Raw genomic sequence first — 22,885 nt, 5'->3', positions numbered from 1 at the left:
GAACCAACCCACCTTGTCGATGCCGTTGCCCGGACATGGTCGTGACGCCACAATCGACCTCCCGCAGTTGTCCCGGCACGCTCCAGCCCCCGAGTCTCTCCTTTCGCGAAGCCGTGCGAACCACCAGCCCGGCGCCACATGACTGCCACCGGCACCGCAACGCGGGCCAAGCCCTGGTTGCCCGTATCCGGGGCCAGTCGTTTTTTTGGGCTATCAGCCTTGACATCTGCATGGGGCGCGTGGCATTGGGCTAAAAAGTTCGTTTGATCAAACTTTGTGAGCACAGTAAAACACGCTGCCTGTAGCGGGGCCAGCCGGGGTACACCGCATGACTCGTACGGTTTCAGACGCCGCCATGTTGCCCATCAGCGATAATGAAATCCAAAATCGTATGTACGGCAAGCAGGGCCTGCCGGGTGGAGAAGCGACCGCTACCACCGCCGCCATATCCACCGATACCGCCGCCGACACCACCCCGCATGACGCCGGGCAGCGCCTGCGGGCCTGCTTTGCCGCGACCGATGGCGACCCGCTGGGCAATGCCTTCGCGCGCAAGCTGGCCATCCATGCGGGGTTGGGCGGCACCCCGGTGGAAGAAGACCGCAGGGCCGACCTGCTGGGCCACCTGCTGTCCCGCCCGCGCGCGGGCAAGACGGCGGCCTACGTGCACGTGCCGTTCTGCGAAACGCATTGCCTGTACTGCGGCTTCTACACCAAGGCATACGGCCCTGGCGAAAGCGCCCGCTACACCGATGCCTTGCTGCGCGAACTGGACATGTGGGCCCACGCCCCCGCCCAGGACCAGGGGCCGGTGCACGCCGTGTACATTGGCGGCGGCACCCCCACGGCGCTGGAAGCCCCGGATCTGCTGCGGCTGCTTCAGGGCATTGCGGTGGCCCTGCCCCTGGCCAACGACTGCGAAATCACCGTGGAAGGACGCATCCACAACTTCGGGCCGGAGAAAATGGAGGCCTGCCTGGCGGGCGGGGCCAACCGCTTTTCGCTGGGGGTGCAGACCTTCGACACCGAACTGCGCCGCCGCATGGGCCGCCGCGCCCCGCGCGAGGAGATCGTGGCCGCGTTGCGTCGCCTTGCCGCCTACGACCAGGCGGCGGTGGTCATCGACCTGATCTACGGCTTTCCCACCCAGACCGCCGATTCGTGGCGGCGCGACGTGGAAACCCTGCTGGAACTGGAACTGGACGGCGCGGACTTCTACCAGCTCAACGTGTTCCGGGGCACGCCGCTGTTTGCGGCGGTGGAAGCGGGCAAGCTGCCCCCTGCGGCGGACATGGCGGAACAGGGCCGCCTGTTCGCCGAGGGCATCCGGCTGATGCACGGGGCGCGCTGGCGGCGGCTGTCGTCCAGCCATTGGGGCCGCACCACACGCGAACGCAATCTTTACAACCAGTTGGCCAAGGGGCAGGCGCACTGTCTGGCGTATGGCCCCGGGGCCGGGGGCATGCTGCACGGTCACGCCTTCTTCATCCAGCGAACCTACGCCGATTGGCTGGCGGCGGTGCAGGGCGGCGGCAAGCCCGTCATGGCCCTGATGCTGCCCCCGGCCTCCGCCGGGCTTGCGCGGGCCGTGGCCTCCGCCTTCGAGGCGGGGCGCATCGACCCTGCCCGGCTGGACGCGGAACTGGGCCAGCCCGTGGCGCGCCATGCCGCGCCCCTGCTGGAACAGTGGCGCGGCGCCGGGCTGCTGGAACGGGACGGCGACTGGCTGGAACTGACCGTAGCCGGACAGTTCTGGCAGGTGACCATGGCGCACCTGCTCATCAACTATCTGATCCGCGAGATCGAGGAGGAACAACCATCGTGAGAGAAGACATCGCACCGGGTCGACTGAAGACCGCCCACGGGCACATGCCCGCCCGACGCACGAGGGGGGCCGCCCGCCTGTTGCTGGCCGCCGCCACCGTGCTGCTGCTGTCGCCCGCAGCCGCCCTGGCCGAGGAAACCACCGCAGAGGCGGAGGAACAGCCCGCCCGTACCCGCGACGTGGTGGTCACCGCCACCCGCACGGAACACGACCTGAAGGACGTGCCCTCGTCCGCCGCCGTGGTGGACCAGGAAGACCTGAAGCGCAGTCCCGCCATCAACGTGGCCGACGCCCTGCGCGACGTGCCCGGCGTGGAGGTGTTCGACCTTTCCGTGCCCGGCGCCAAGCGCGTGCAGATTCGCGGTGAAAGCGGGCAGCGCGTGCTGGTGCTCATCGACGGACAGAAGATCTCCGAGCAGAAGTCCATGGACGGCGCGGCCCTGCTCATCGACCCCAACCGCATCGAACGCATAGAGGTCATCAAGGGCCCGGCCTCCGTGCTGTACGGGTCAGAGGCCATCGGCGGCGTCATCAACATCATCACCAAGAAGGGCGGTGAAAAGCCCATCAGCGTGGAAACCAGCCTCACCTTCGACTCGTCCACCGACGGCTTCACCGAATACCTCTCGGCCTTCGGCGGCATGAACGGCTTCAAGTACCGCGTGTCGGGCAGCTACAACGACCAGGGCAACCGCCGTTCCGCCGACGGCGAGATGGACGACACCTCGTACATGTCCCGCGACAACTCGGCATTCCTGGGCTACGACGCGGACAAGGCGTCCTTCGGGGTCACCTACGACGAATACTGGAGCAACCTGAACTCCATGACGCCGGAAGGCACCACCGGCGACACCCTGTACAACTTCGACCTGGACATCCCCGTGTGGGAACGCCGCAAGGCAGGCGCCTACGCCGAGTTCCGCGACATCAGCGAGCTGGTCTCGCGGGTGCGGGTGGATGGCTTCTACCAGGAAGTGACCAAGGAGATGATCAACATCATCGGAGTGAAGCCCACGGCCTTCCTGACCGTGGACCAGGACCAGTGGACCCGCAACGAACAGGCAAGCTGGGGCGGCACCATGCAGGTGGACCTGCTGCCGCACGAGAACCACCACGTCATCCTGGGCTACGACATGAACCTGGACGACCTGGACGCCACCACCGAGATTCTCCAGACCACCACCATGTTCGGCTCGTCCACGTCCACCTTCACCAAGTACGACTACGACGCCACCATGGACACCCACGCGGTGTACCTGCAGGACGAATGGACCCTGCCCGCCGACTTCGCCCTGACCCTTGGCGTGCGCCAGACGTGGGTGCGTTCGGAACTGGAAGACACCAACAACCCCAGCCTGGACACGGACACCCGCTCCGCCTCGCACCCGGTGTTCAGCGCGGGGCTGACCTGGGCGGGCATCGAGGATACCACCCTGCGCGCCCTGTTCTCGCAGGGGTACCGGTTCCCCAACCTGCAACAGCTGTACATCGGCACGGTGCACGGCAGCTCGGACCCCACCTACCCCAACCCCGACCTGGATCCGGAAACCTCGAACAACTACGAGGTGGGCGCCCGGTATGACAACGGCGCGCTGAACCTGGACGTGGCCTTCTTCATGTCCAACGCCAAGGACTACATCACTACCACGGCGGTCACCGGCGGCAGCCAGTTCACCAACGTGGACGAGGCCGACACCTACGGCATCGAGGCCTCGGCGGGGTACACCTTCCGCTCGCTGTTCCTCACCCCGTACGCCAGCGGCACGTGGCTGAAACGCCACTACGACTCCGGCACGCTGGACACCTGGGATACCGGCCACCCGGAATACATGGGCCGCCTTGGCGTGCGCTTTGACCGCGACCTGCCGGAACGCAAGCTGAACCTGTTCGCCGACCTGTACATGCGTGCCGCCGTGGACGCCCGCGAGGAATATTCCGACGGCACCAGCGACAACTACGAGGCCTGGGAAACGCTGAACCTCTCGCTGGGCACCAAGTTCGGCGAAGAGCGGCAGCACTTCGTCAGCCTGGAGCTGCTGAACATCCTGAACCGGGACTACCAGACGGCGGCCTCGTCCATCGACGAACCGGGCATGCACGCGGTGGTCAAGGTGGGAACCACGTTCTGATTTTCTGACGGCATCACACTTGATGTTGAAAATGGAAATCGTTTTCAGTATGTCAAAGGCGGGTGCCGGGCAACCGGCACCCCCCCACACATCTCCGGTCGTGACGCCGCAATGTGCCCCCCCCCACAGTGTGCCCCCACAGTGTGCCCCCACAGTATGCCAAAGATACCGCCCGACGCATCCCGCCGCCCCGCCGGTCGTCCGGCACCCGCCTTCAACCCAACGGATGTCGACGCATGAAAACCACCGCAAGCGCCCCCGGCGCGCCGCACCTGCCCGCTCTGGAGGTCCCGGAGATCCCGGAGGCCCCGGCCCGCTTCTCATCGGTCCAATCCCCCCCCGCCCCGTCCCCGTCTGTCCGGTCCGGCGCCATCCGCAGGTCGGGGACACGGTACTGGGCCGTACGCGAACTGGTGACGGTGGGCGTGTTCGCCGCCTTGACCAAGGTGTCCAGCCTGCTGGTGGCCCTGGTGGGCGGCGGCATGAACCCGCTCACCCTGGTGCTGAAGAACCTGGTGTTCACGGTGCTGGCGCTGGTGCTGCTGTTCAAGCTGCGCAAGCCGGGCACCCTGCTGCTGTTCACGCTGGTCAACGTGCTGGTGTCCATGCTGCTCATGGGCGGCGGGTTCTTCCTGCTGCCGTCCATGCTGGTGGCGGGCATCGCGGCGGAAGGGATCATCCTGCTGCTGGGCGGCTACCGCAACGAGATGGCCCTGGTGGCGGGCATCGCCTGCTACGACCTGCTGTTCAAGGCCGGGTCGTTCGGCGTGTCGTGGCTGTTCGTGCGCGAGCAGCCGGAACTTTTGCTGTTCACCGGGGTGGTGGTGGCCATCGGGTACGTGGGTGCCCTGGCCGGGCTGCCGGTGGGCCTGCGTTTTCTGCGGGAGCTGCGCCATGCGGGCATCGTCCATGAATGATCGCTGGACCGTCGGCGGGGGGGCGTCCGCGCCCGGTGGTGGCCTGATGCACCGGCTGGATGCGCGGACCAAGATGGCCATTTCGCTGCTGGGGTCCGTGGCGGTAATGGTGCTGGCCGACCCCGTGGCGCTGGGCCTGCTGCTGGCCGCGTCCGTGGCCTATGCCCTGACCCTGGGCCGCTGGCGCATGCTGCTGGCCTGTCACGCGGGCATCGCGGCCATGCTGTGCGTGGCCTTTGGCCTGATGCACCTCATGCACCTGGCCGTGCCGCGCATGTCCCCGCTGGAGCCGGTGCGCCTGCTGGTGCCGTTCCTGCGGCTGGCCATCATGGTCAACGTGGTGCTGGCGCTGGCCCTGTCCACGCGGGTGCAGGCCATGCTGTCCACCCTGAAGTCGTTGCACCTGCCGTTCTGCGTGTACATTCCCACGGCGGTGATGGTGCGTTTCGTGCCGTCGTTCGTGGCCGACGTGCGTCAGGTGTCGGAAACCCTGAAAACGCGCGGCTATCAGGTAAATCCGCTGTTCCTGCTGCGCCACCCCCTGCTGTCGATGCGCCTGCTGTTCGTGCCGCTGGTGTTCCGCGCCCTGCGCGCGGCGGACGAGTTGGGCATTGCGGCGGAGCTGAAGGGGCTGGGCTACGCCGACAGGCTGCGCCCGTGCCGCACGGTGCATCTTGCCCGGCGCGACTGGGCCGCCATGGTGGCCGCGCTGGTGCTGGTGGCGGCGGGCGTGGGGCTGCAACTGCGCGCGGGCTGGGGCGGGGGAGGCATGTTCTGATGCTGTGCCTGACCGACGCCACCTATACCTATCCCCACGCCACGGAACCTGCCGTACGCGACCTTTCCCTGCGGGTGCGCCCCGGCGAGGCGGTGCTGTGCACCGGCCCCAGCGGGTGCGGCAAATCCACCCTGGTGCGCCTGGCCAACGGCCTGTGCCCCCACTACTACCGTGGACGGCTGGAGGGCGACGTCACCGTGGGCGGCCAGCGCACGGCGGAAACGCCCCTGCACGAACTGGCCCGCATGGTGGGCACCCTGTTCCAGGACCCGGAAAACCAGTTCTTCGCCCTGACCGTGGGCGACGAGATCGCCTTTGCCCACGAATGGCGCGGCAGCGAACCGGCCCATACCCTGGCCGCCGTGGACGAGGCCGCCCGCCGCTTCGGTATCGCCCATCTGCTCGACCAACCCATCCACGACCTGTCCGAAGGGCAGAAGCAGAAGGTGGCGCTGGCCTCCATCCTGTCGCTGGGGCCGCGCGCCGTGGTGCTGGACGAACCCACCGCCAACCTGGACCCGGAAGCCACCCTGGCCCTGGCCGACGAGATTCGCGCGCTGAAGGCTGCGGGCATGGCCGTGCTGATCGTCGATCACCGCCTGTACTGGCTGGAAGGCGTGGTGGACCGGGTGGTGGTGATGGCCGAAGGCCGCATCGTGGAGGAAGGGGAGTTTTCCCTCCTGCACGACGACGGGCTGCGCACCGCGCGCGGCCTGCGCGCCGCCCGCGTGGCCGACCCGCGCACCGCCCTGCCCGAGGCCAGCGGCCGGGGCGACGCCCTGTGCGTGGCCGACCTGCGCTATGCCCACAAACATGGACCGGAACTGTTCCACGGGGCCTCGTTCCTGCTGCCGCGCGGGGTCATCGGGGTGCTGGGTGACAACGGCACGGGCAAGACCACCCTGGCCCGGCTGCTCACCGGGCTGCACCGCATGCACTCCGGCAGGCTGCACCTGCACGGCGTGCCGGTCCGGCCGGACCGCATGCTGCGCCACGGCAGCATCGTGCTGCAGAACACCGACCACCAACTACACATGAAGAGCGTGCGCGAGGAAATCGCCGCGTCCATCATTGCAGGTGGGGCGGGAGGGGCGGGAGGGGCAGGCACGGCGCGGAACGCCAACGGCTCCGCATCCCCCCCTGCCCAAAGTGACCTGCCGCGCCTGCCCGATTTGCTGGACCTGTTCAACCTAGCCCACCTGGCCGACCGCCATCCCCAATCCCTGTCGGGCGGGGAAAAGCAGCGGCTGGTCATCGCCTGCGGCATGGCCAAGCAGCCCGAGGTGCTCATCCTCGACGAACCCACCAGCGGCCTCGACGGCCACAACATGCGGCTGGTGGCCGACGCCGTGCGCGCCGCCGCTGCGCGGGGCGCGGTGGTGCTGCTGATCAGCCACGACCTGGAACTGCTTTCCATCACCTGCGACGCCGCGCTGCGCCTGCCGTTGCGCGGCCCGCGCATCCCCAAGGAGAATCCCCAATGTTCGACCATCTCGTGACGCCGGAACTGCGCGACGCCGTGCAGACCGCCGTGCAGGACAGCCCGGACATCATGCTGCACACCCTGGCCCAGCGCTGCGGCGCACCCGAAGGCGCCGTGGCCTGCGCCCTGCCCGCCGACATGCGCCGCTTTGCCCCGGCAGCGTCCTTTGACGCGGTGTGGGACGACATGACCGGCTGGGAGAAGGTGACCCTCATCGCCATGACGCCGGGCGCGGTGATGGAGGTGAAAGGCAGGCTGCCCAAGGGCCGCCGGGGCCATGGCATGTTCAACCTGCACGACGCGGACAATCCCCTGGGCGGGCACGTGTTCATCGAGCGGCTGGGCACGGTGTGCTTTCTGTCCAAACCGTTCTTCGGGCTGGAGAGCCACTCCGTGCAGTTCTACGACACCGACGGCGCGGCCATGTTCTCGGTGTACGCGGGCCGCGAGGGCCGCGCACTGATCCCCGCCGTGCGCGAGGCGTTCCTGGCCCTGCGCGACCGGGTCTGCGCCGGTCCGGCCCTGACTGCCGACAGCATGGATGCGGGCAAGAACGCGGGCGAGGTGGCGGCATGAAATCGCTGGTCGTCTATTCCTCGCGCACCGGCAACACCGAAAAGGTGGCCCGCGCCATCGCGGCCAGCCTGCCCCAGCCCTGCGACCTGTGTCCGGTGGACGAGGCCCCGGACCTTTCCGGGGGGGCCGGAACTCTCGGCTATGATTTCGTGGCCCTGGGCTTCTGGGTGGACAAGGGCGGCCCGGACGCGGCAACCGCCAGGTACATGCAGACGGTGAAGGGCTGCCGGGTGGGCCTGTTCGGCACCCTGGGGGCATGGCCCGATTCCGACCATGCCCGCGACTGCATCCACCGCGCCGAAGAAATGATGGAGGGCAACGAGGTGCTGGGCTCGTTCCTGTGCCAGGGGCGCATCGACCCTGCCGTGGTCGCCATGATGCAGAAGATGGCCTCGGACGCGCACCCCATGACTCCGGAACGCATCGCGCGCATCCGGGAAGCGGAGCGCCATCCCGACCAGAAGGACCTTGCCGACGCGCAGGCCGCCTTCCTGGCCATGGTGGACCGTGCCCGGACCGCGACCGTCCCGGCGGAGGCCCCGTGCGCGAAATGACCGACGCGGAAATGCGCGCCCTGGTGGCCCGGGTCCGCTGGGCCACCATCTGCACGGTTTCGCCTGGGGGCGAGCCGTATGCCGTGGAGGCCACGCCGTACCGCGAGGGCGACGAGGTGTGCTTCATGATCAACCCGCGCGGCACCACCTGGCGCAACCTGTGCGGCGCGGGGCACGACGCCGGGCTCGCTCACGGACGGGGTGCGGGACAGGACGGCGCGGATGCCCCTTCCGGCGGCGGCCGCGTGCTGCTCAAGTTCACCCTGACCAACCGCACCCTGACCTGGTGGGCCGGAGTGAGTTGTTACGGCAAGGGCCGGTTCGACAGCGACCCGCAGGCCATCCGGCGCGGCTTCCGCCTGCTGGGCGATGTCATGACCAGCGACTATTCCGGCGTGGGCGAACAGTTTGCCGCCACGCCAGGCAGAAGCCCGCTGCTGCGCGTGCGCGTGGAGCGGATGACGGGCCGGTGCAGCGTCGACGAAGATCAGGCGCTGTTCGGCGCGACCATGGAGATGTGAACATCATGAACTGGAAGGAACTGGTGGACGTGCTGGGGCCCGCAGGCATCGCCCTGGTGGTGCTTTCGTGTTGCAGCCTGTATTTCGCGCTGCGCAACGGTATCTACCTGCACCTCGTGGGGCGCGACTTCAAGTGCGCGCTCCACGACATGGAGACGCGGGGCGAGGAATACCTGCGCTGCCTGTGCGAGGCCTCGTCCAACCCGCTGGTGGGCATCATCAACGGCATCGTGCATACCCACGCCAAGCATTCCAAGGACATCCGGGCAGAGGTGGCATACCTGTTCCACCGCAATTTCGCCTCGGTGTCGCAGGGGCTGGCGTACCTGCGGCTGATATCCATCCTGGCGCCGCTGCTGGGGTTGCTGGGCACCATGCTGGGCATGGTGGACGTGTTCCGCGAACTGGCGAAATCGCGCGCCTCGGCAGACCCGGCCATGCTGGCGGCGGGCATCTGGGAGGCGCTGCTGACCACCATCATCGGGCTGAGCGTGGCCATTCCCACCCTGGTGGTGTTCTACCACCTCAGCCTCAAGGTGCGCGGCTTCCGCATCGAGGCGGTGGAGCACAGCTACCGGGCCCTGGAGTTGTGCGGACGGCTGTGCGCGCACGGCGATGAGGGGGGCCGCGACGGAGAACCTGACCGGGGGTACGACGGGAGACATGACGGCGGTCCCACGCGGCCGGAAGGCCGCCGGAGCACCGATGCCCCCGTGGCGTGCCCGTGCGGGGGGCGTGACGCCGCAGCCGGGCATGCTACAGCCCGACCTGCCACCGGACCTGTCGCCACCGGGACGGGGCGCTTGTCATGAACGGCGATTTCGGCGCGGACGACGATTTCGGCGGGGTGGACGCGGGGCTGGACCTTACGCCCATCATCGATGCCGTGTTCCTGCTGCTGATCTTTTTCATCATGGCGTCCACTTTCTCGCAGCCGGTGCTGGAGGTGGCGCTGCCTGCGGCATCTTCCGCCGCCGTGCCCGAGGAAGCGCGCGAAGAAATCACCCTGGCCATCGACGCGGAGGGACGCATCTTTTCCGGCACCGGGGAAATCACGCGCGAGGAGCTGCCCGCGCTGCTGACGGCGGAGCCGGACAGGCCGCTGGTGCTGCATGTGGACGAGCGGGCGCCCTTCGAGCCGTTCGTGAAGGTACTGGACGAGGCCAAACTGGCAAGGAGGAGCAATGTCTCCATCACCACGAAACCCGCGCGGTGACACCCGCTGGAGGGCCAGCGGCCGGGCCGCCTCGGTGGGCACGCTGGCCCTGCATGCCGGGGTACTGCTGGGCCTGCTGCTTACCCAGGGGCTGGCCACCCGCCCGACATTGCCCCCCCTGCCCGCCGGGGTGATGGCCCTGGAACTACGACCGGAACCTGCCCCACCACCGGCGGCGGCAACCATGCCGGAACCCATGGCCCCGGCGCCTGCCGTGCCCGCCCCGGCGGAACCCAGACCCCGGCGCGAGGTGACGCCCCCGCGTCCCGCACCCCGCCCCCGCCCGGAACGGGTGGCTCCGCGCCCCGTGACAGCCCCGGCCATGGCAGTGGACGAGGCGCAGGATGTGGCCCCGGCCCCGGACCAGGCATCCCTGTCCGCACCCGCCACGGCACAGGCCGGAGCCGTGCGCGGCACGCCCGCCCCCGGCCATTCGCGCGGCGTGGACATGCCGGAGGCAACGCCCATGCAGCGGGTGTTGGCCGCGCTGGCCGAACTGGTGGAACGGCACAAGGAATATCCGCGCGCCGCGCGCCGCGCGGGGTACCAGGGCACGGTGCTCATGGAAGTCACCCTGCGGGGCGACGGCGTCATCGGCAATTTCGGCCTGGCCGAAGGCAGCGCGTACAGCCTGCTGGACAAGACCACGGAACGGGCCTTTGCCCGCATGCAGGGCATGCGGGTGCCCGGAATCACCCTGCCTGGCGAAGTGCGGGTGCGGGTGCCGGTGCGCTACGAACTGCACTGAGCCGAACCGCCAAAGGCGCCGCCGGATGGAGTCGCGCCGGAACGCACAGCGCCCGGACATGTTCCGGGCGCTGTGTTCGCGGCGTATGATCTGCGGGTGGGGGGGACAGACTGGGGCAGGGACAGGCGGGGCCGACGCGTGGGACGGTCCCTGCGGGCGGTGCGTCACGCCTTGTCGGGCTTGTCTTCCGGGGTCCCCCTGGTGGAGCGGACGCGCGGCCCCGGCGACGGCGGGGGGTCTGCCTGGGTCTCCGGTCCGGGGTGGGGCTGGCGTTGCATGAAGGCCGCGTAGTCCTCGCGCCAGCGGTCCAGTTGCAGCCCGGTGCGTTCGAGGTACAATAGGAACTGCCCAAGCCGCTTGATGACCTGCGCATCCACGGCGTGCTCCACGCGACAGGCGGTGGCCTCGGCCAGTTGCCGATCCAGTTGCAGCACGTCGCCGAACAGGCGGCGCAGGATCATGTTGCGGTGGGCGATTTCGCGCGCCAGCGGCTCGCCCTGCGGGGTCAGCCGCACCAGGCTGTACGGCTGGTACTCGATGAGTCCGCGCGAGGCCAGGGCCTTCAGTGCGCTGGTCACCGTGGAGCGCGAAACCCCCTGGGCATCGGCGATGTCGCGCGAGCGTGCCGCGCCGCGTTCCATCTCCAGATGAAAAATGGTGACCAGATAATCTTCAAGCGTGTTGGACAGCGGCGGGGTATGCTCTGCCGACATGTCGGCCCCTTGCGTGTAGTGTTGTCCGCGCCGTCGTGCGCGTTTCGCCCCTGTATCGTAAAACCCTTCCGGATGCACCCCTTGAACGCCACCGTACCGGGGCCCGCCGCCCCCATTCCCGCGACCGCCGGAGCCGAATCGGCTCCCTTCTCCGCCGCACCGCCCTCCCCCCCCACGGGGCGGCACCTGATTGCCGCGCTGCTGCGCCCCCTGCGCGCCCGCTTTGCCCTGGGCCTTGCGGGAAGCCTGCTGGCCCGGCTGTGCGACCTCATTCCCATGGCCCTGCTGGGCGTGGTGGTGGACGCCGTCACCAGGGGGCAGACCGCGCCCGAAACCTACCTGCTGTACGGCATGCTGGTGCTGGGGGCCTTCAGCGGGCTTGCCGCCTTCCAGTGTGGCAGCGACTACATGCTGGCCGACGTGGCCCAGCGGCTGCGCCATGCACTGCGCATGGCCCTGTACGGCCACCTGCTGCGGCTGGACGCCGGATTCTACGCAAGCCGCCGCAAGGGCGACCTGATGAACGTGGTGTCCGGCGACGTGGATACCCTGGAGGCCGTGGTGTCCGACACCCTGCCCGGCGCGGTGCGCGTGGGCATGATGGTCTGTGGCACCTATGGGTGGATGCTCTGGCTGGACTGGCGGCTGGCCATGCTGCTGCTGGTGCCCGTGCCCGGCGTGGCGTGGCTGATGGTGCACTTTGCCCGGCGCATCCGGCCCCAGTACCTGCATGCCCGCAAGGCGGCGGGGAGCTTTGCCGGGGTGCTGGAAAACAGCCTGCACGGGGTGGCCGAATTGCAGGCCGCCAACGCCCAGGACCACGAGATGGAGCGGCTGCGCGCCCGGTCCGCCGAATATCGCGATGCGGGCATTGCCGCCGCGCGCACACGGGCCCGGTTCATCCCGGCCATCTTCATCGCGGCGGGGCTGTCCTTCGCGCTGCTCATCGGCGGGGGCGGGTGGCTGGCCGCCCAGGGCGACGGCCCCAGCGTGGGCGCCTACACCACCTTCGTGTTCATGGGCATGCGCCTGGTGCTGCCCATCTTTGCGGCGGGCATGGTGGCCAACCAGGTGCAGCAGGCCCGCGCCGCCCTGACGCGCATCGACGAACTGCTGCTGGCCCGCCCCACGGTGGTGGACGCGCCGGATGCCGAGGACCTGCGCGAGCCGCCCCGGCGCATCGAACTGCGCGGTGCGGGCTACGGCTACGGAGAGGATCACGGTAACGGGCGCGATGGAGGGCGCGATGGCGCAAGGGACGCCCTGCACGGCATGGACCTGACGGTAACCGAGGGCATGTCGGTGGGCATCGTGGGGCCGTCGGGCGCAGGCAAGAGCACCCTGGTGCGCCTGCTGCTGCGGCTGCACGATCCCAAACGCGGCGAGGTGCTGGTCAACGGTCGCCCGCTGGCGCACTGGACCCTGGCCTCGTACCGGTCGCACATCGGCTACGTGCCGCAGGACCCGTTCATCTTCCACGGCACGGTGGAAGAAAACATCCGCCTTGGCGCGCCGCATGCCGACGACGCGGCGGTGCGCGAGGCTGCGCGCATGGCCGACGCGCACGACTTCATCGCCGAATTGCCCGACGGCTACGCCACCTTCATCGGCGAACGGGGGCTGAAACTGTCCGGCGGGCAACGCCAGCGCATCGCCCTGGCCCGCGCCCTGCTGCGCGACCCGGCGGTGCTGATCCTGGACGAGGCGACATCCGCCGTGGATTCGCTGACCGAACAGCGCATCAAGCGCAACCTCTCAACCGGGTTCGGCTCTCCGCAGGGCAAGGCACGCGATGCGTCCGAAGCCAATTCCCGGAATGAACATGCTCCCGGCCCGAATGAACATGCTCCCGGCCCGAATGAACATGCTCCCGGAATGTTCGCGGGACGCATGGTTATTGCTGTCGCGCACAGGCTTTCGACGCTGAGCGACTTCGACCTTGTGGTCGTCCTGGACAACGGGCGGGAAGTGGAACGCGGCTCACCCCAATATCTCCTTGGCAAGGGGGGGCTGTACGCCGAGATGTGGAGCCCCGGAGGCGAAGCGTGACCGGCCAGCCCACGGCAGGGCGGGCAACATCAAACCAGAGCGTCTGCCGCACCGGAACGCTCGAATGTGCCAACATCCAAGGACGAAGCGCAACATCCCCATCGGAAACGCGCTGGACAGCCCCCCCCCCTCAGCCTTCCCTCACGCTGGCGTGGTGCGTATGCGGTTGATACGCCGCAGCCGGAACCACGCAGCCCTGCCGCAAGCCCCCCTGCCCTGGCATTCGCCGGGCGACGGGCAAACCCATACCGGAAAAGCGCCGGGCGGACTGAGCCCGCCCGGCGCGGCAGACATCAGCAGCCCAGCCGACGCGCTATCTCCTTGGCTGCCAGGCGCCCGGCCCCCATGGCCAGGATGACTGTGGCAGCGCCGGTGACGATGTCGCCCCCGGCAAACACGTTGGGCATGCTCGTCTCGCCGGTGTGCTCGTCCACCTCGATGTAGCCCCATTTGTTCAGGGCAAGGCCCGGCTCGTTCTCCAGCAGCACGGGGTTCGAACGGGTGCCCACGGCAATGACCGCAAGGTCCGTGTCCCGTTCGTAGACGTCATCCGGGACGGGCCTGGGGCTGCGCCGCCCCGAGGCGTCCGGTTCGCCCAGTTCCATGCGCTGCAAGCGCACCGTGCCCAGGTTGCCGTCCTGCCCCGGCAAAAATTCCAGGGGCGCGGCCAGGCATTCCATGATCACCCCTTCCTCGATGGCGTGTTCGACCTCCTCGCGCCGGGCGGGCATGGCCTCCACGGTGCGCCGGTACACGATGCGCACCGATTCCGCCCCCAGGCGCCGGGCAGTGCGCGCGGCATCCATGGCCACGTTGCCGCCGCCGTAGACGGTGACGTTGCGGCCCCGGACGATGGGCGTGTCGAAGTGCGGAAAGTCGTAGGCCCGGCCAAGGTTGACCCGGGTCAGGTACTCGTTGGCCGAAAACACGCCGTTCAGGTTCTCGCCGGGCACGTTCATGAACCGGGGCAGCCCGGCACCCACGCCGATGAACACGGCCTTGCAGCCCTGTGCGAACAGGTCGCGGATGCCGAACGTCTTGCCGCCCACGGCGTTGCGGACAAACTCCACTTCCAGTTCCTGCAGGGCGTTGACCTCCTTGGCCACGATCTTGTTCTTGGGCAGCCGGAACTCCGGAATGCCGTAGACCAGCACGCCGCCCAATTCGTGCAACGCCTCGTAGACCGTCACCTTGCACCCGCGCGAGGCCAGGTAGCCCGCCACGGTCAGGGACGAGGGGCCGGAACCGATGCAGGCCACCTTTTTCGCGGGATCGATGAGCGGACATTGCGGCCTGTCGGAAATGAGGTCGCAGGCATCGCGGTGGAAGAACTCGTCGGCGACGAAACGTTCCAGGCGACCAATGGCCACCGGCTCCCCCTTGGCGCCCAGCACGCAGCCGCCCTCGCACTGGCTTTCCTGCGGGCAGACGCGCCCGCAGATGGCCGGCAGGCTGTTGGTGCTCTTGATGATCTTGTAGGCCTTTTCCACGTTCCGTTCGGCCAGCGCCGCGATGAACTGGGGAATGGGCACCTCGACGGGGCAGCCCCTGACGCACTGGGGCTTCTTGCATTGCAGGCAGCGCTGCGCCTCCTGCACGGCCATGTCCATGCTGTAGCCCAGGGCCACCTCGTCGAAATTGTTCACCCGCTGCTCCGCAGGCTGGTGCGGCATGGACACGCGCGGGGCAAGCGCCTTCTTCTGCTTCTTGCCCTCTGCTTCGGCGCACTGGCATTCGTGCCTGCGGGCCATGCTTTGCCCTTCCAGGGTTTTGAAGAAATTCAGCCGCTTGCCAAGCTCCACAAAGTCCACCTCGTGCCCGTCGAACTCGGGCCCGTCCACGCACGCGAACTTGGTGCTTCCGCCCACGCTGACGCGGCAGGCACCGCACATGCCGATGCCGTCCACCATGATGGAGTTGAGCGAAACGGTGGTCTTGACCCCGAAAGGTTTGGTCGTGCGCGCCACGGCGGCCATCATGGGCACCGGCCCCACCGCCACCACCTCGCCCACGCCCTGGTCCCGTTCCAGGCGTTGCCGCAGGAGTTCCGTGACCAGCCCCTTGTGACCGTAGCTGCCGTCGTCGGTGGACACCAGCACCTCGTCGGCGAACAGCTTCAGCTCGTCCTCGAAGAGCAGCAGGTCCTTGCTGCGGGCACCTATGATGGCCACGACCCGGTTGCCCGCCTCGTGGTGGCCCTTGGCGATGTGGTGCATGGCCGCGATGCCCGTGCCGCCGCCCACGCAGATGACCGTATCCATCCGGTCGATATGGGTGGCCTTGCCCAGGGGACCGCACAGGTCCAGGATGTCGTCGCCCTGTTGCAGTTCCTCGAGCATGGCGGTGGTCTTGCCAAGGACCAGGTAGACGATGGTGATGGTACCCTTTTCCGGGTCGGCGTCGGCGATGGTCAGGGGAATGCGCTCGCCCTTGGGGTGCACGCGCAGGATGACGAAGTTCCCCGGTTGCGCCCTGGCCGCGATGTCCGGCGCATGAATGACGAGCTTGGAGGTCTGGTCCGGAATAAGCTGTTTCTTTTCGAGGATGGTATTCGGCATGGTTCCTTCCTGTCGATTGCGGTCAGGGATCGTGGTCCGGCCAACTCCGGCCATGGCTGGCCTGATCAGACCAGGCCAGGTCCGGAGGGGCCGGGCGGCCGCGAAAGTGCGCCCCTGGCCCGGGGGCGTCCGAGGACAAATGCACCGGACATGCCAGTGGGCCCCGTTTTGCAACGCACCAGAATACCACCACTAAAATCGACAAAAAGACCGGCGGAGGCCCGAATTCCCAGGTGACGGGAACAGTTTCCTGCCTGGCAGGAATGCACACGCCAGCCTCTACCCTCCGTCCTGTGGCGCTTGCGCAACATCGTGAAATAAAAATATTTTTAAAAGTTCCGCCCGGCATGCGCCACCGGCACGGTACTTGTATGCGTTTTTGGTAGAAAGCCCCCCGGAAGGCCAAGGGGGGCCGCTCCTTGCCGAAATGTCCACGGCAGGGGGCCACGCGGCAGACGTGCCCCCCTGCGCCCTTGTGGCCGGGGGCATGCTCGACTAGACATATTCGCAGGTATTTCAGGCGCGGCAACGCAACCAGAAGCAGAACGACCACATGCGCAGCATCAAGAAATACATTCCGTTGCTCAGCTATTCCGTCATCAGCCGGATAGCGCTGCTTGTCGTGTTCATGATCGTGTTCGCCACCGCCATCAGCTTCGTCTACAGCTTCTACATCAACAAGACGCTGGAAGAAACGAAGATTGCGGCCAGACAGATGATGCTCGAAAACATGCGCCGTACGCTCAGGACGTCCGTGCAATCCATGACCGGTTCAATCGGGGAAATCGCGAAGTACAGCGACGAGAGCAAGGAACAAACCGTCCGCAAGATCGTCAACCACGCCAAATACGACGACAGCGGATATTTTTTTGCCTACAGCACCAACGGAACAAACGTCGCGCATCCCATATTTCCAGATTTCCAGGGGCAACAACGCCTGGAGACGGAAGACGACACAGGCACGAAATACATCAGGGAGCTTACCGAAAAGGCCATCTCTGGCGGCGGCTTCGTGCAGTACAATTTCTACAAGCCCGGGGAATCGTTTCGCAGGACCAAGCTGGTGTACGCCCAGCTCATTCCCGAAACGGACTTCTGGCTCGGCTCCGGCCTGTACATAGACGACATAAACCGGGACCAGCAGACCTTTTCGGACATCTTCACCAAGATCCACCGGCGCGCCATCTTCACCGTGGGCACGGGCGTCGCCCTGCTGCTGGTTTTCGTGGTCGCGCCCATCAGCCTGATCATGATCAACTCCATTCTCAAGCCATGGCGCCAGTTGGAGCGGGAGCTGATGCAGGCCCAGAAGATGGAGGCGGTGGGCATTTTCGCGGGCGGCATCGCCCACGACTTCGGCAACGTGCTGGGCGCCATATCCTCCTGCGCGGCGCTGGCCCTGATGGACATCCCCCCCGGCTCGCCCGCGCACGACGACCTGGAGCACATCTCCAAGGCGGCCAAGCGCGGCAAGAACCTTGTGCGGCGGATCAAAAACTTCAGCAGCAAGGCCGATGCCCCCCGGCAGCCCGTCAACCTGGCCCGCATCGCCCATGAGTGCACGGACTTCGTGCAGACGCTCATTCCGGCCAGCATCGAGGTGCGCAGGCGGATAGAGGACCACGACATCTGGGTGGAGGCCGACCCCGACCAGCTGCTGCAGATCATCATGAACCTGTGCACCAATGCCGAGCAGGCCATGCGTGGCTTCAACGGGGTGCTGACGGTGGAGCTGGCGGCGGTGGAACTGGACGACGACGAGGCCCGGACCATGGGGTTGCAGGTGGGGTCGTACGCCCGGCTTTCCGTCACGGACAACGGCGCGGGCATGAAGCCCGTCATCATCAAGCGCATTTTCGAGCCGTTCTACACCACGCGCAAGAAGTCCGGCGGCACGGGCCTTGGCCTGTCCATGACCAAGAGCATCGTCACCATGCACGGCGGGGCCATCACGGTGGCCAGCGCCCCCGGCAAGGGCTCCACCTTCCACGTCCTGCTGCCCTGCGCCACCCCATCGGAAGAACACACCCTGCACGAACGGCACCTGGAACTGCCCGAAGGCACGGAGCACATCATGCTCCTTGACGACGACAGCGACCTCATCGCCTCGCTGCACAGGCTGTTCAGCCGGGTGGGCTATACCGTCACCAGCTGCCTGGACAGCACCAAGGCCCTGGACATCTTTTCCGCAAGTCCGGGCAGTTACGACCTGATCATCACCGACCAGCTCATGCCGAAAATGAACGGGACCGAGTTCATCAAAAGAGTCCGCAAGATCCGCCCGGACATCCCGGTCATCCTGTGCAGCGGCTTCGAGGGAGACGGGCTGCTGAACAGGGTGCCGACGGACCTGGAAAAGGCCGGGGTGTCGGCCTTCTTCCGCAAGCCGTTCGACACGGTGGAGATATGCCGGGGAGTGCGGGAAGTTCTGGAGAGCAACCCTTCGCGCGTGCAGCGCACGGAGCACCATGCCGCGAATACTCATCATCGATGACGACGAGTCGATCTGCCATGTGCTGTCCCGGACGGTGAAGCGCATGGGCTGCGACGTCGACAGTGTCGGCACCCTGTCCGCCGGGGTGGGCATGGCCAGGGCCAGGGCCTTCGACGTCGTGTTCCTTGACGTGAAGCTGCCGGACGGAAACGGGCTTTCCATCCTTGGCGAGCTGACGGCCATGTCCGCGAAGCCGGAAGTGATCATCGTCACGGGCATGGGTGACCCGGCAGGCGCAGAACTGGCCATCAAGAACGGGGCCTGGGACTACATCGAGAAGAGCTACAGCGTCGAACAGATATCCCTGACCCTCAAGCGGGCCCTGGACTATCGGCGCGCGCGCAGCAAGGAGGGCGGCAACACGCTGTGGTCCGTGCTGAGCCGGGACAGGATCATCGGCGAAAGTCCCGCCCTCACACGGGTTCTGGACGCGGTGGCCCAGTTCGCCGGGGCGGACTCCAACGTGCTGATCACCGGAGAAACCGGCACCGGCAAGGAACTCTTCGCCCATGCCCTCCACCAGAACAGCGGGCGCTCGGACGGCCCCTTCGTGACCGTGGACTGTGCCACCCTGCCCGAAAGCATCGCCCAGTCCATCCTGTTCGGCCACCGCAAGGGGGCCTTCACCGGGGCGGAAAAGGACCAGCTCGGCCTCATCCTGCAAGCCAACGGCGGCACCCTGTTCCTTGACGAGGTCGGCGAACTGCCCCCCACCGTGCAAAAGAACTTCCTGCGCGTCCTGCAGGAGCGCAGCGTCCGTTCGCTGGGGGACAGGGAAGAGCGCAGCGTCGATTTCCGGTTGGTGGCGGCCACCAACCGCAACCTCGACGACATGACCGTGGCAGGCACCTTCAGGTCGGACCTGCTCTACCGCCTGCGCGCCGCGCACATCCACCTTCCCCCGCTGCGCGAACGCGCCGGAGACATCCGGCTGCTGACCGAACACTTCCTCGAAGCCATGTGCGCGCGGGCGGGAGCGGCACCCAAGACGTGCAGCACGGACTTTCTGGAAACGCTGGGCGCCTACGAATGGCCGGGCAACGTCCGGGAACTCATCCATACCCTGGAGCACGCCTTCACGGCCGCGAAGCTCGACCAGTACCTCTTTCCCCAGCACCTGCCGCCCGGCCTGCGGGCCAAGGTGGCCAGGGCCAGGATCGCGGGGCCGGCGCATTCCGCCGCCAAGACGCCAGAAGACGCCAACGGCGGCGCTGGCGACGTCACCCCCTCGCAACCCCTGCAGGAATACAGGGACGCGGTTCTGGCCAGGGCCGAAAGCCGCTACCTCCAGAACCTGATGACAGCCACCAACGGCAACATCCGGGAGGTCATCAGGCTTTCGGGCCTTTCGCAGTCACGCCTATACGCGCTGCTCAAGAAGTACGGCATCACCACCCACTAGCCCCATCCACAGGTCCCTTCACGGCGCGGCATTCTGCCGCGCCTTTTTTTTGGGGCAGCACTCTCCCATCCGACAGGAATGTTCCGTCCTGTCCGGCAGGAAAGCTCGTTGCGCTGCCGCCATCACCATCCGCAATATACTGTTATTCAAGAGTATTTCCAGACATCATTTTTGGTACGCCCCATGCTGTGGGGGTGGCGACACGGTTCGCGCCCCGCATCCGGCCAGACGGGAAAAGGGAACACGAGGAGGTACGGCTGTCCGGTCCATCCCTTCCGGTTCCGGCAGATGAACAACAGACCGGAGCACCATGCGCGAACAAACGAAATGATCGTATCCGAGGAGCCATTGCCATGAACTTGAGCGCGATTACCCTGCACGTTCCGGATCAAAGCAAGATCGCCGGCCGACTGGACTTCGTCATGGTGGCGTCCGGCGCGCTGCTCATCCTCTTCCTGTGGGCCCACCTGCTGCTGGTTTCCAGCGTGGTCCTGAGCCCCGACATCATGAACGCCCTGGCCCACTTCTTCGAGGCCACCTACATGGCACAGATCGGCGGCCCGGCCATCTTCGTCATCATGGTCGTCCACTTCATCCTTGCCGCGCGGAAGATGCCCTTCGAACAGGGCGAGTGGAAGGCCTTCGTGACGCACAGCAGGATGCTGCACCACAAGGACACCACCCTGTGGCTCGTGCAGGTGGTCAGCGCCATCATCATCCTGGTCCTTGCCTCCGTGCACGTCTTCACCGTGCTTTCCGACCTGCCCATATCCGCCGCCAAGAGCGCGGCGCGCGTCCAGGGCGGCACCTGGCTGCCCCTGTACCTGGTCCTGCTGCCCATGGCCGAGATGCACGTCGGCATCGGCTTCTACCGTATCGGCATCAAGTACGGCTTCATCTCCAGCGCGCGCCGCGCCTGGTACCAGCGGGCCGAGGTCGTGATGATGGGCGGGTTCGTCGCCATCGGCCTGCTTACCCTTGCCCGGCTCTACTGGCTGAGCATCTAAGCACGAGGAACACCATGCAGATCTTCTACACTGACGTACTGTGCATCGGTGCCGGCCTGGCCGGTGAACGCGTGGCCGTGGAGGCCGCCATGGCGGGCTTCAGCACCATCTGCCTGTCCATCGTTCCGCCACGCCGCTCCCACTCGTCCGCCGCCCAGGGCGGCATGCAGGCCGCGCTGGGCAACGCCATCATGGGCGATGGCGACTGCCCGGACGTCCACTTTCTGGACACGGTCAAGGGTTCGGACTGGGGCTGCGACCAGGAAGTGGCCAGGATATTCGCGGACACCGCGCCCATCGTCATGCGCGAAGTGGCCCACTGGGGCGTGCCGTGGAACCGCGTGGAAGCGGGCATGCACACCTACTACAAGGGCGGCAAGCCCTTCGAGGCCGAAGAAAAGCGCGAAAAGCACGGGCTCATCCACGCCCGCGCCTTCGGCGGCACAGCCAAGTGGCGCACCTGCTACACCGCCGACGGCACGGGCCGTTCCGTCCTGAACACCCTGGACAGCAAGTGCCTGCAGTACGGCGTGACCATCCATGACCGCACCCAGGCGGAAGTGCTGATCCACGACGGCGAGCAGTGCATGGGGTGCATCGCCCGCTGCCTGCGCACCGGCGAACTGCGCGCCTACTTCGCCACCGCCACCCTCATCGCCACGGGCGGGTACGGCCGCTGCTACAGCGCCACCACCAACGCGGTCATCTGTGACGGCGGCGGCCAGATCTGCGCCCTGGACACGGGCATCGTGCCCATGGGCAACATGGAGGCCGTGCAGTTCCACCCCACGGGCACCGTGCCCACGGACATCCTGGTGACCGAAGGCTGCCGGGGCGACGGCGGCACCCTGCTGGACGTCAACGAATACCGCTTCATGCCCGACTACGAGCCGGAAAAGGCCGAACTCGCCTCGCGCGACGTGGTTTCGCGCCGCATGACCGAGCACATGCGCAAGGGCCTGGGGGTCAAGTCCCCCTATGGCGACCACCTGTGGCTCGACATCCGGCACCTCGGCGTCCACCACATCACCCACAAGCTGCGCGAAGTCTACGACATCTGCATGAACTTCCTGGGGGTGAACCCCATCGAGCAGCTCATCCCCGTGCGCCCCACCCAGCACTATTCCATGGGCGGCATCCGCACCAACCGCGACGGCGCCGCCTACGGGCTGAAGGGCCTGTACTCCGCGGGCGAGGCCGCCTGCTGGGACATGCACGGCTTCAACCGCCTGGGCGGCAATTCGCTGGCCGAAACCGTGGTGGCCGGGCGCTACGTGGGCAAGCAGATCGTCAAGTACCTCAAGGGCAGCACGGCCACCTTCTCCATGGTGGCCATGAACGACGCCCGCCGGACGCTCGAGGAGCGCATCAAGGACATCGTCACCGGCCGCAAGGGCAAGGAAAGCGCCCTCAAGCTGCGCGACGAGATGCATTCGGTGATGATGGACTATGTGGGCATCTTCCGTAACGGCGCGGACCTGCAGAAAGCCGTGGACAAGCTGGCCGAACTGCACGAACGCGCCGGGGGCATCGCCCTGCAGACAAACCCCCGCGGCTTCAACCCCGAAATGTCCACGGCCCTGCGCATGCGGGGCATGATCAAGCTGTCCCAGTGCACGGCCTACGGCGCCCTGATGCGCACCGAATCGCGCGGGGCGCACACGCGCGAGGACTTTCCCGAACGCAACGACCGGGAATGGCTGAAGCGCACCCTGGCCTACTGGAAGGAAGGCGACCATCTGCCCACCCTCGAATACGAGGATGCCTCCCCGTACTACGAGATTCCCCCCGGCGAACGCGGCTACGGCGGCGGCAAGATCATTCCCAACGAGCTGCCCGAGGCGCGCTTCGGCATTCCTCAGGACGCCATCGACAATCTGAACAAGGCCAAGAGCAAGGGCTAGGGGAGGAAAAC

Annotated in this window: 18 protein-coding genes and 1 pseudogene; 16 read left to right on the top strand and 3 right to left on the bottom strand. The window is 67.1% G+C overall.

Annotated elements, in window-relative coordinates; all coding sequences use genetic code 11:
- Positions 1–391: 391 nt before the first annotated feature.
- From hutW to ABWO17_RS01880, 11 genes are all read left to right on the top strand, one after another.
- Positions 392–1,825: a heme anaerobic degradation radical SAM methyltransferase ChuW/HutW gene (hutW, locus tag ABWO17_RS01930; protein WP_353115511.1), complete on the top strand. Its 1,434-nt coding sequence runs from the start codon at positions 392–394 to the stop codon at positions 1,823–1,825.
- Positions 1,822–3,954, top strand: coding sequence for a TonB-dependent receptor plug domain-containing protein (locus ABWO17_RS01925; protein WP_353115509.1), 2,133 nt, complete (start codon positions 1,822–1,824; stop codon positions 3,952–3,954). Before hutW ends, ABWO17_RS01925 begins: the two co-directional genes overlap by 4 nt.
- Positions 3,955–4,190: 236 nt before the next feature.
- On the top strand, positions 4,191–4,871 hold the full coding sequence (locus ABWO17_RS01920; RefSeq protein WP_353115507.1) for an MptD family putative ECF transporter S component: 681 nt from the start codon (positions 4,191–4,193) through the stop codon (positions 4,869–4,871).
- The gene (locus tag ABWO17_RS01915; RefSeq protein ID WP_353115505.1) at positions 4,849–5,649 is read left to right on the top strand and encodes an energy-coupling factor transporter transmembrane component T family protein; all 801 of its coding nucleotides are present in this window, start codon (positions 4,849–4,851) and stop codon (positions 5,647–5,649) included. The genes ABWO17_RS01920 and ABWO17_RS01915 overlap by 23 nt, the downstream gene beginning before the upstream one ends.
- On the top strand, positions 5,649–7,148 hold the full coding sequence (locus ABWO17_RS01910; RefSeq protein ID WP_353115503.1) for an ATP-binding cassette domain-containing protein: 1,500 nt from the start codon (positions 5,649–5,651) through the stop codon (positions 7,146–7,148). Before ABWO17_RS01915 ends, ABWO17_RS01910 begins: the two co-directional genes overlap by 1 nt.
- Entirely contained in the window at positions 7,130–7,708 is a 579-nt protein-coding gene (hutX, locus tag ABWO17_RS01905) for a heme utilization cystosolic carrier protein HutX (protein WP_353115501.1), read from the top strand. The genes ABWO17_RS01910 and hutX overlap by 19 nt, the downstream gene beginning before the upstream one ends.
- Complete coding sequence (locus ABWO17_RS01900) at positions 7,705–8,262, top strand: flavodoxin family protein (protein WP_353115499.1); 558 nt, start codon at positions 7,705–7,707, stop codon at positions 8,260–8,262. The genes hutX and ABWO17_RS01900 overlap by 4 nt, the downstream gene beginning before the upstream one ends.
- Positions 8,250–8,783 carry a hypothetical protein gene (locus ABWO17_RS01895; RefSeq protein WP_353115497.1) on the top strand — a complete coding sequence of 178 codons (534 nt, stop codon included), beginning with the start codon at positions 8,250–8,252 and terminating at the stop codon, positions 8,781–8,783. The genes ABWO17_RS01900 and ABWO17_RS01895 overlap by 13 nt, the downstream gene beginning before the upstream one ends.
- Positions 8,784–8,788: 5 nt before the next feature.
- The gene (locus tag ABWO17_RS01890) at positions 8,789–9,595 is read left to right on the top strand and encodes a MotA/TolQ/ExbB proton channel family protein (RefSeq protein ID WP_353115495.1); all 807 of its coding nucleotides are present in this window, start codon (positions 8,789–8,791) and stop codon (positions 9,593–9,595) included.
- Positions 9,592–9,999, top strand: coding sequence for an ExbD/TolR family protein (locus ABWO17_RS01885; RefSeq protein WP_353115493.1), 408 nt, complete (start codon positions 9,592–9,594; stop codon positions 9,997–9,999). Before ABWO17_RS01890 ends, ABWO17_RS01885 begins: the two co-directional genes overlap by 4 nt.
- Positions 9,968–10,747 carry an energy transducer TonB gene (locus ABWO17_RS01880; RefSeq protein ID WP_353115491.1) on the top strand — a complete coding sequence of 260 codons (780 nt, stop codon included), beginning with the start codon at positions 9,968–9,970 and terminating at the stop codon, positions 10,745–10,747. The genes ABWO17_RS01885 and ABWO17_RS01880 overlap by 32 nt, the downstream gene beginning before the upstream one ends.
- Before the next feature lie 164 nt (positions 10,748–10,911).
- Here the strand turns inward: ABWO17_RS01880 and ABWO17_RS01875 are convergent, their stop codons facing one another.
- The gene (locus ABWO17_RS01875; RefSeq protein WP_353115489.1) at positions 10,912–11,460 is read right to left on the bottom strand and encodes a metal-dependent transcriptional regulator; all 549 of its coding nucleotides are present in this window, start codon (positions 11,458–11,460) and stop codon (positions 10,912–10,914) included.
- Between the two features lie 81 nt (positions 11,461–11,541).
- Here ABWO17_RS01875 and ABWO17_RS01870 point away from each other — a divergent pair, with 81 nt between their 5' ends.
- Positions 11,542–13,509, top strand: a complete 1,968-nt coding sequence (locus ABWO17_RS01870; RefSeq protein WP_353115487.1) for an ABC transporter ATP-binding protein — start codon at positions 11,542–11,544, stop codon at positions 13,507–13,509.
- Between the two features lie 293 nt (positions 13,510–13,802).
- Here ABWO17_RS01870 and gltA read toward each other — a convergent pair whose 3' ends face one another.
- Together gltA and ABWO17_RS01860 are read right to left on the bottom strand one after the other, a co-directional pair.
- A complete protein-coding gene (gltA, locus tag ABWO17_RS01865) occupies positions 13,803–15,182 on the bottom strand; it encodes an NADPH-dependent glutamate synthase (RefSeq protein ID WP_353115944.1) in 1,380 nt (459 codons plus the stop codon).
- 48 nt (positions 15,183–15,230) lie between these two features.
- Positions 15,231–16,067: pseudogene (locus ABWO17_RS01860) on the bottom strand (sulfide/dihydroorotate dehydrogenase-like FAD/NAD-binding protein); the annotation flags it as partial.
- Positions 16,068–16,620: 553 nt separating this feature from the next.
- On the opposite strand from ABWO17_RS01860, the gene ABWO17_RS01855 reads away from it, so the two are divergent.
- The 4 genes from ABWO17_RS01855 (at position 16,621) to ABWO17_RS01840 (ending at position 22,874) form a co-directional block, all read left to right on the top strand.
- The gene (locus tag ABWO17_RS01855; RefSeq protein WP_353115485.1) at positions 16,621–18,561 is read left to right on the top strand and encodes a cache domain-containing protein; all 1,941 of its coding nucleotides are present in this window, start codon (positions 16,621–16,623) and stop codon (positions 18,559–18,561) included.
- Positions 18,536–19,963, top strand: coding sequence for a sigma-54-dependent transcriptional regulator (locus ABWO17_RS01850; RefSeq protein WP_353115483.1), 1,428 nt, complete (start codon positions 18,536–18,538; stop codon positions 19,961–19,963). Before ABWO17_RS01855 ends, ABWO17_RS01850 begins: the two co-directional genes overlap by 26 nt.
- Before the next feature lie 353 nt (positions 19,964–20,316).
- Positions 20,317–20,970 (top strand): succinate dehydrogenase/fumarate reductase transmembrane subunit, encoded by a 654-nt coding sequence (locus tag ABWO17_RS01845; RefSeq protein ID WP_353115481.1) that lies wholly within the window; start codon positions 20,317–20,319, stop codon positions 20,968–20,970.
- A 14-nt stretch (positions 20,971–20,984) separates the two neighbouring features.
- The gene (locus ABWO17_RS01840; protein WP_353115479.1) at positions 20,985–22,874 is read left to right on the top strand and encodes a fumarate reductase flavoprotein subunit; all 1,890 of its coding nucleotides are present in this window, start codon (positions 20,985–20,987) and stop codon (positions 22,872–22,874) included.
- Positions 22,875–22,885 lie beyond the last annotated feature (11 nt).

The organism is Nitratidesulfovibrio sp. (assembly GCF_040373385.1).
Taxonomy (GTDB): Bacteria; Desulfobacterota; Desulfovibrionia; order Desulfovibrionales; family Desulfovibrionaceae; genus Cupidesulfovibrio.
This window is presented reverse-complemented; position numbering and strand designations above follow the sequence as displayed.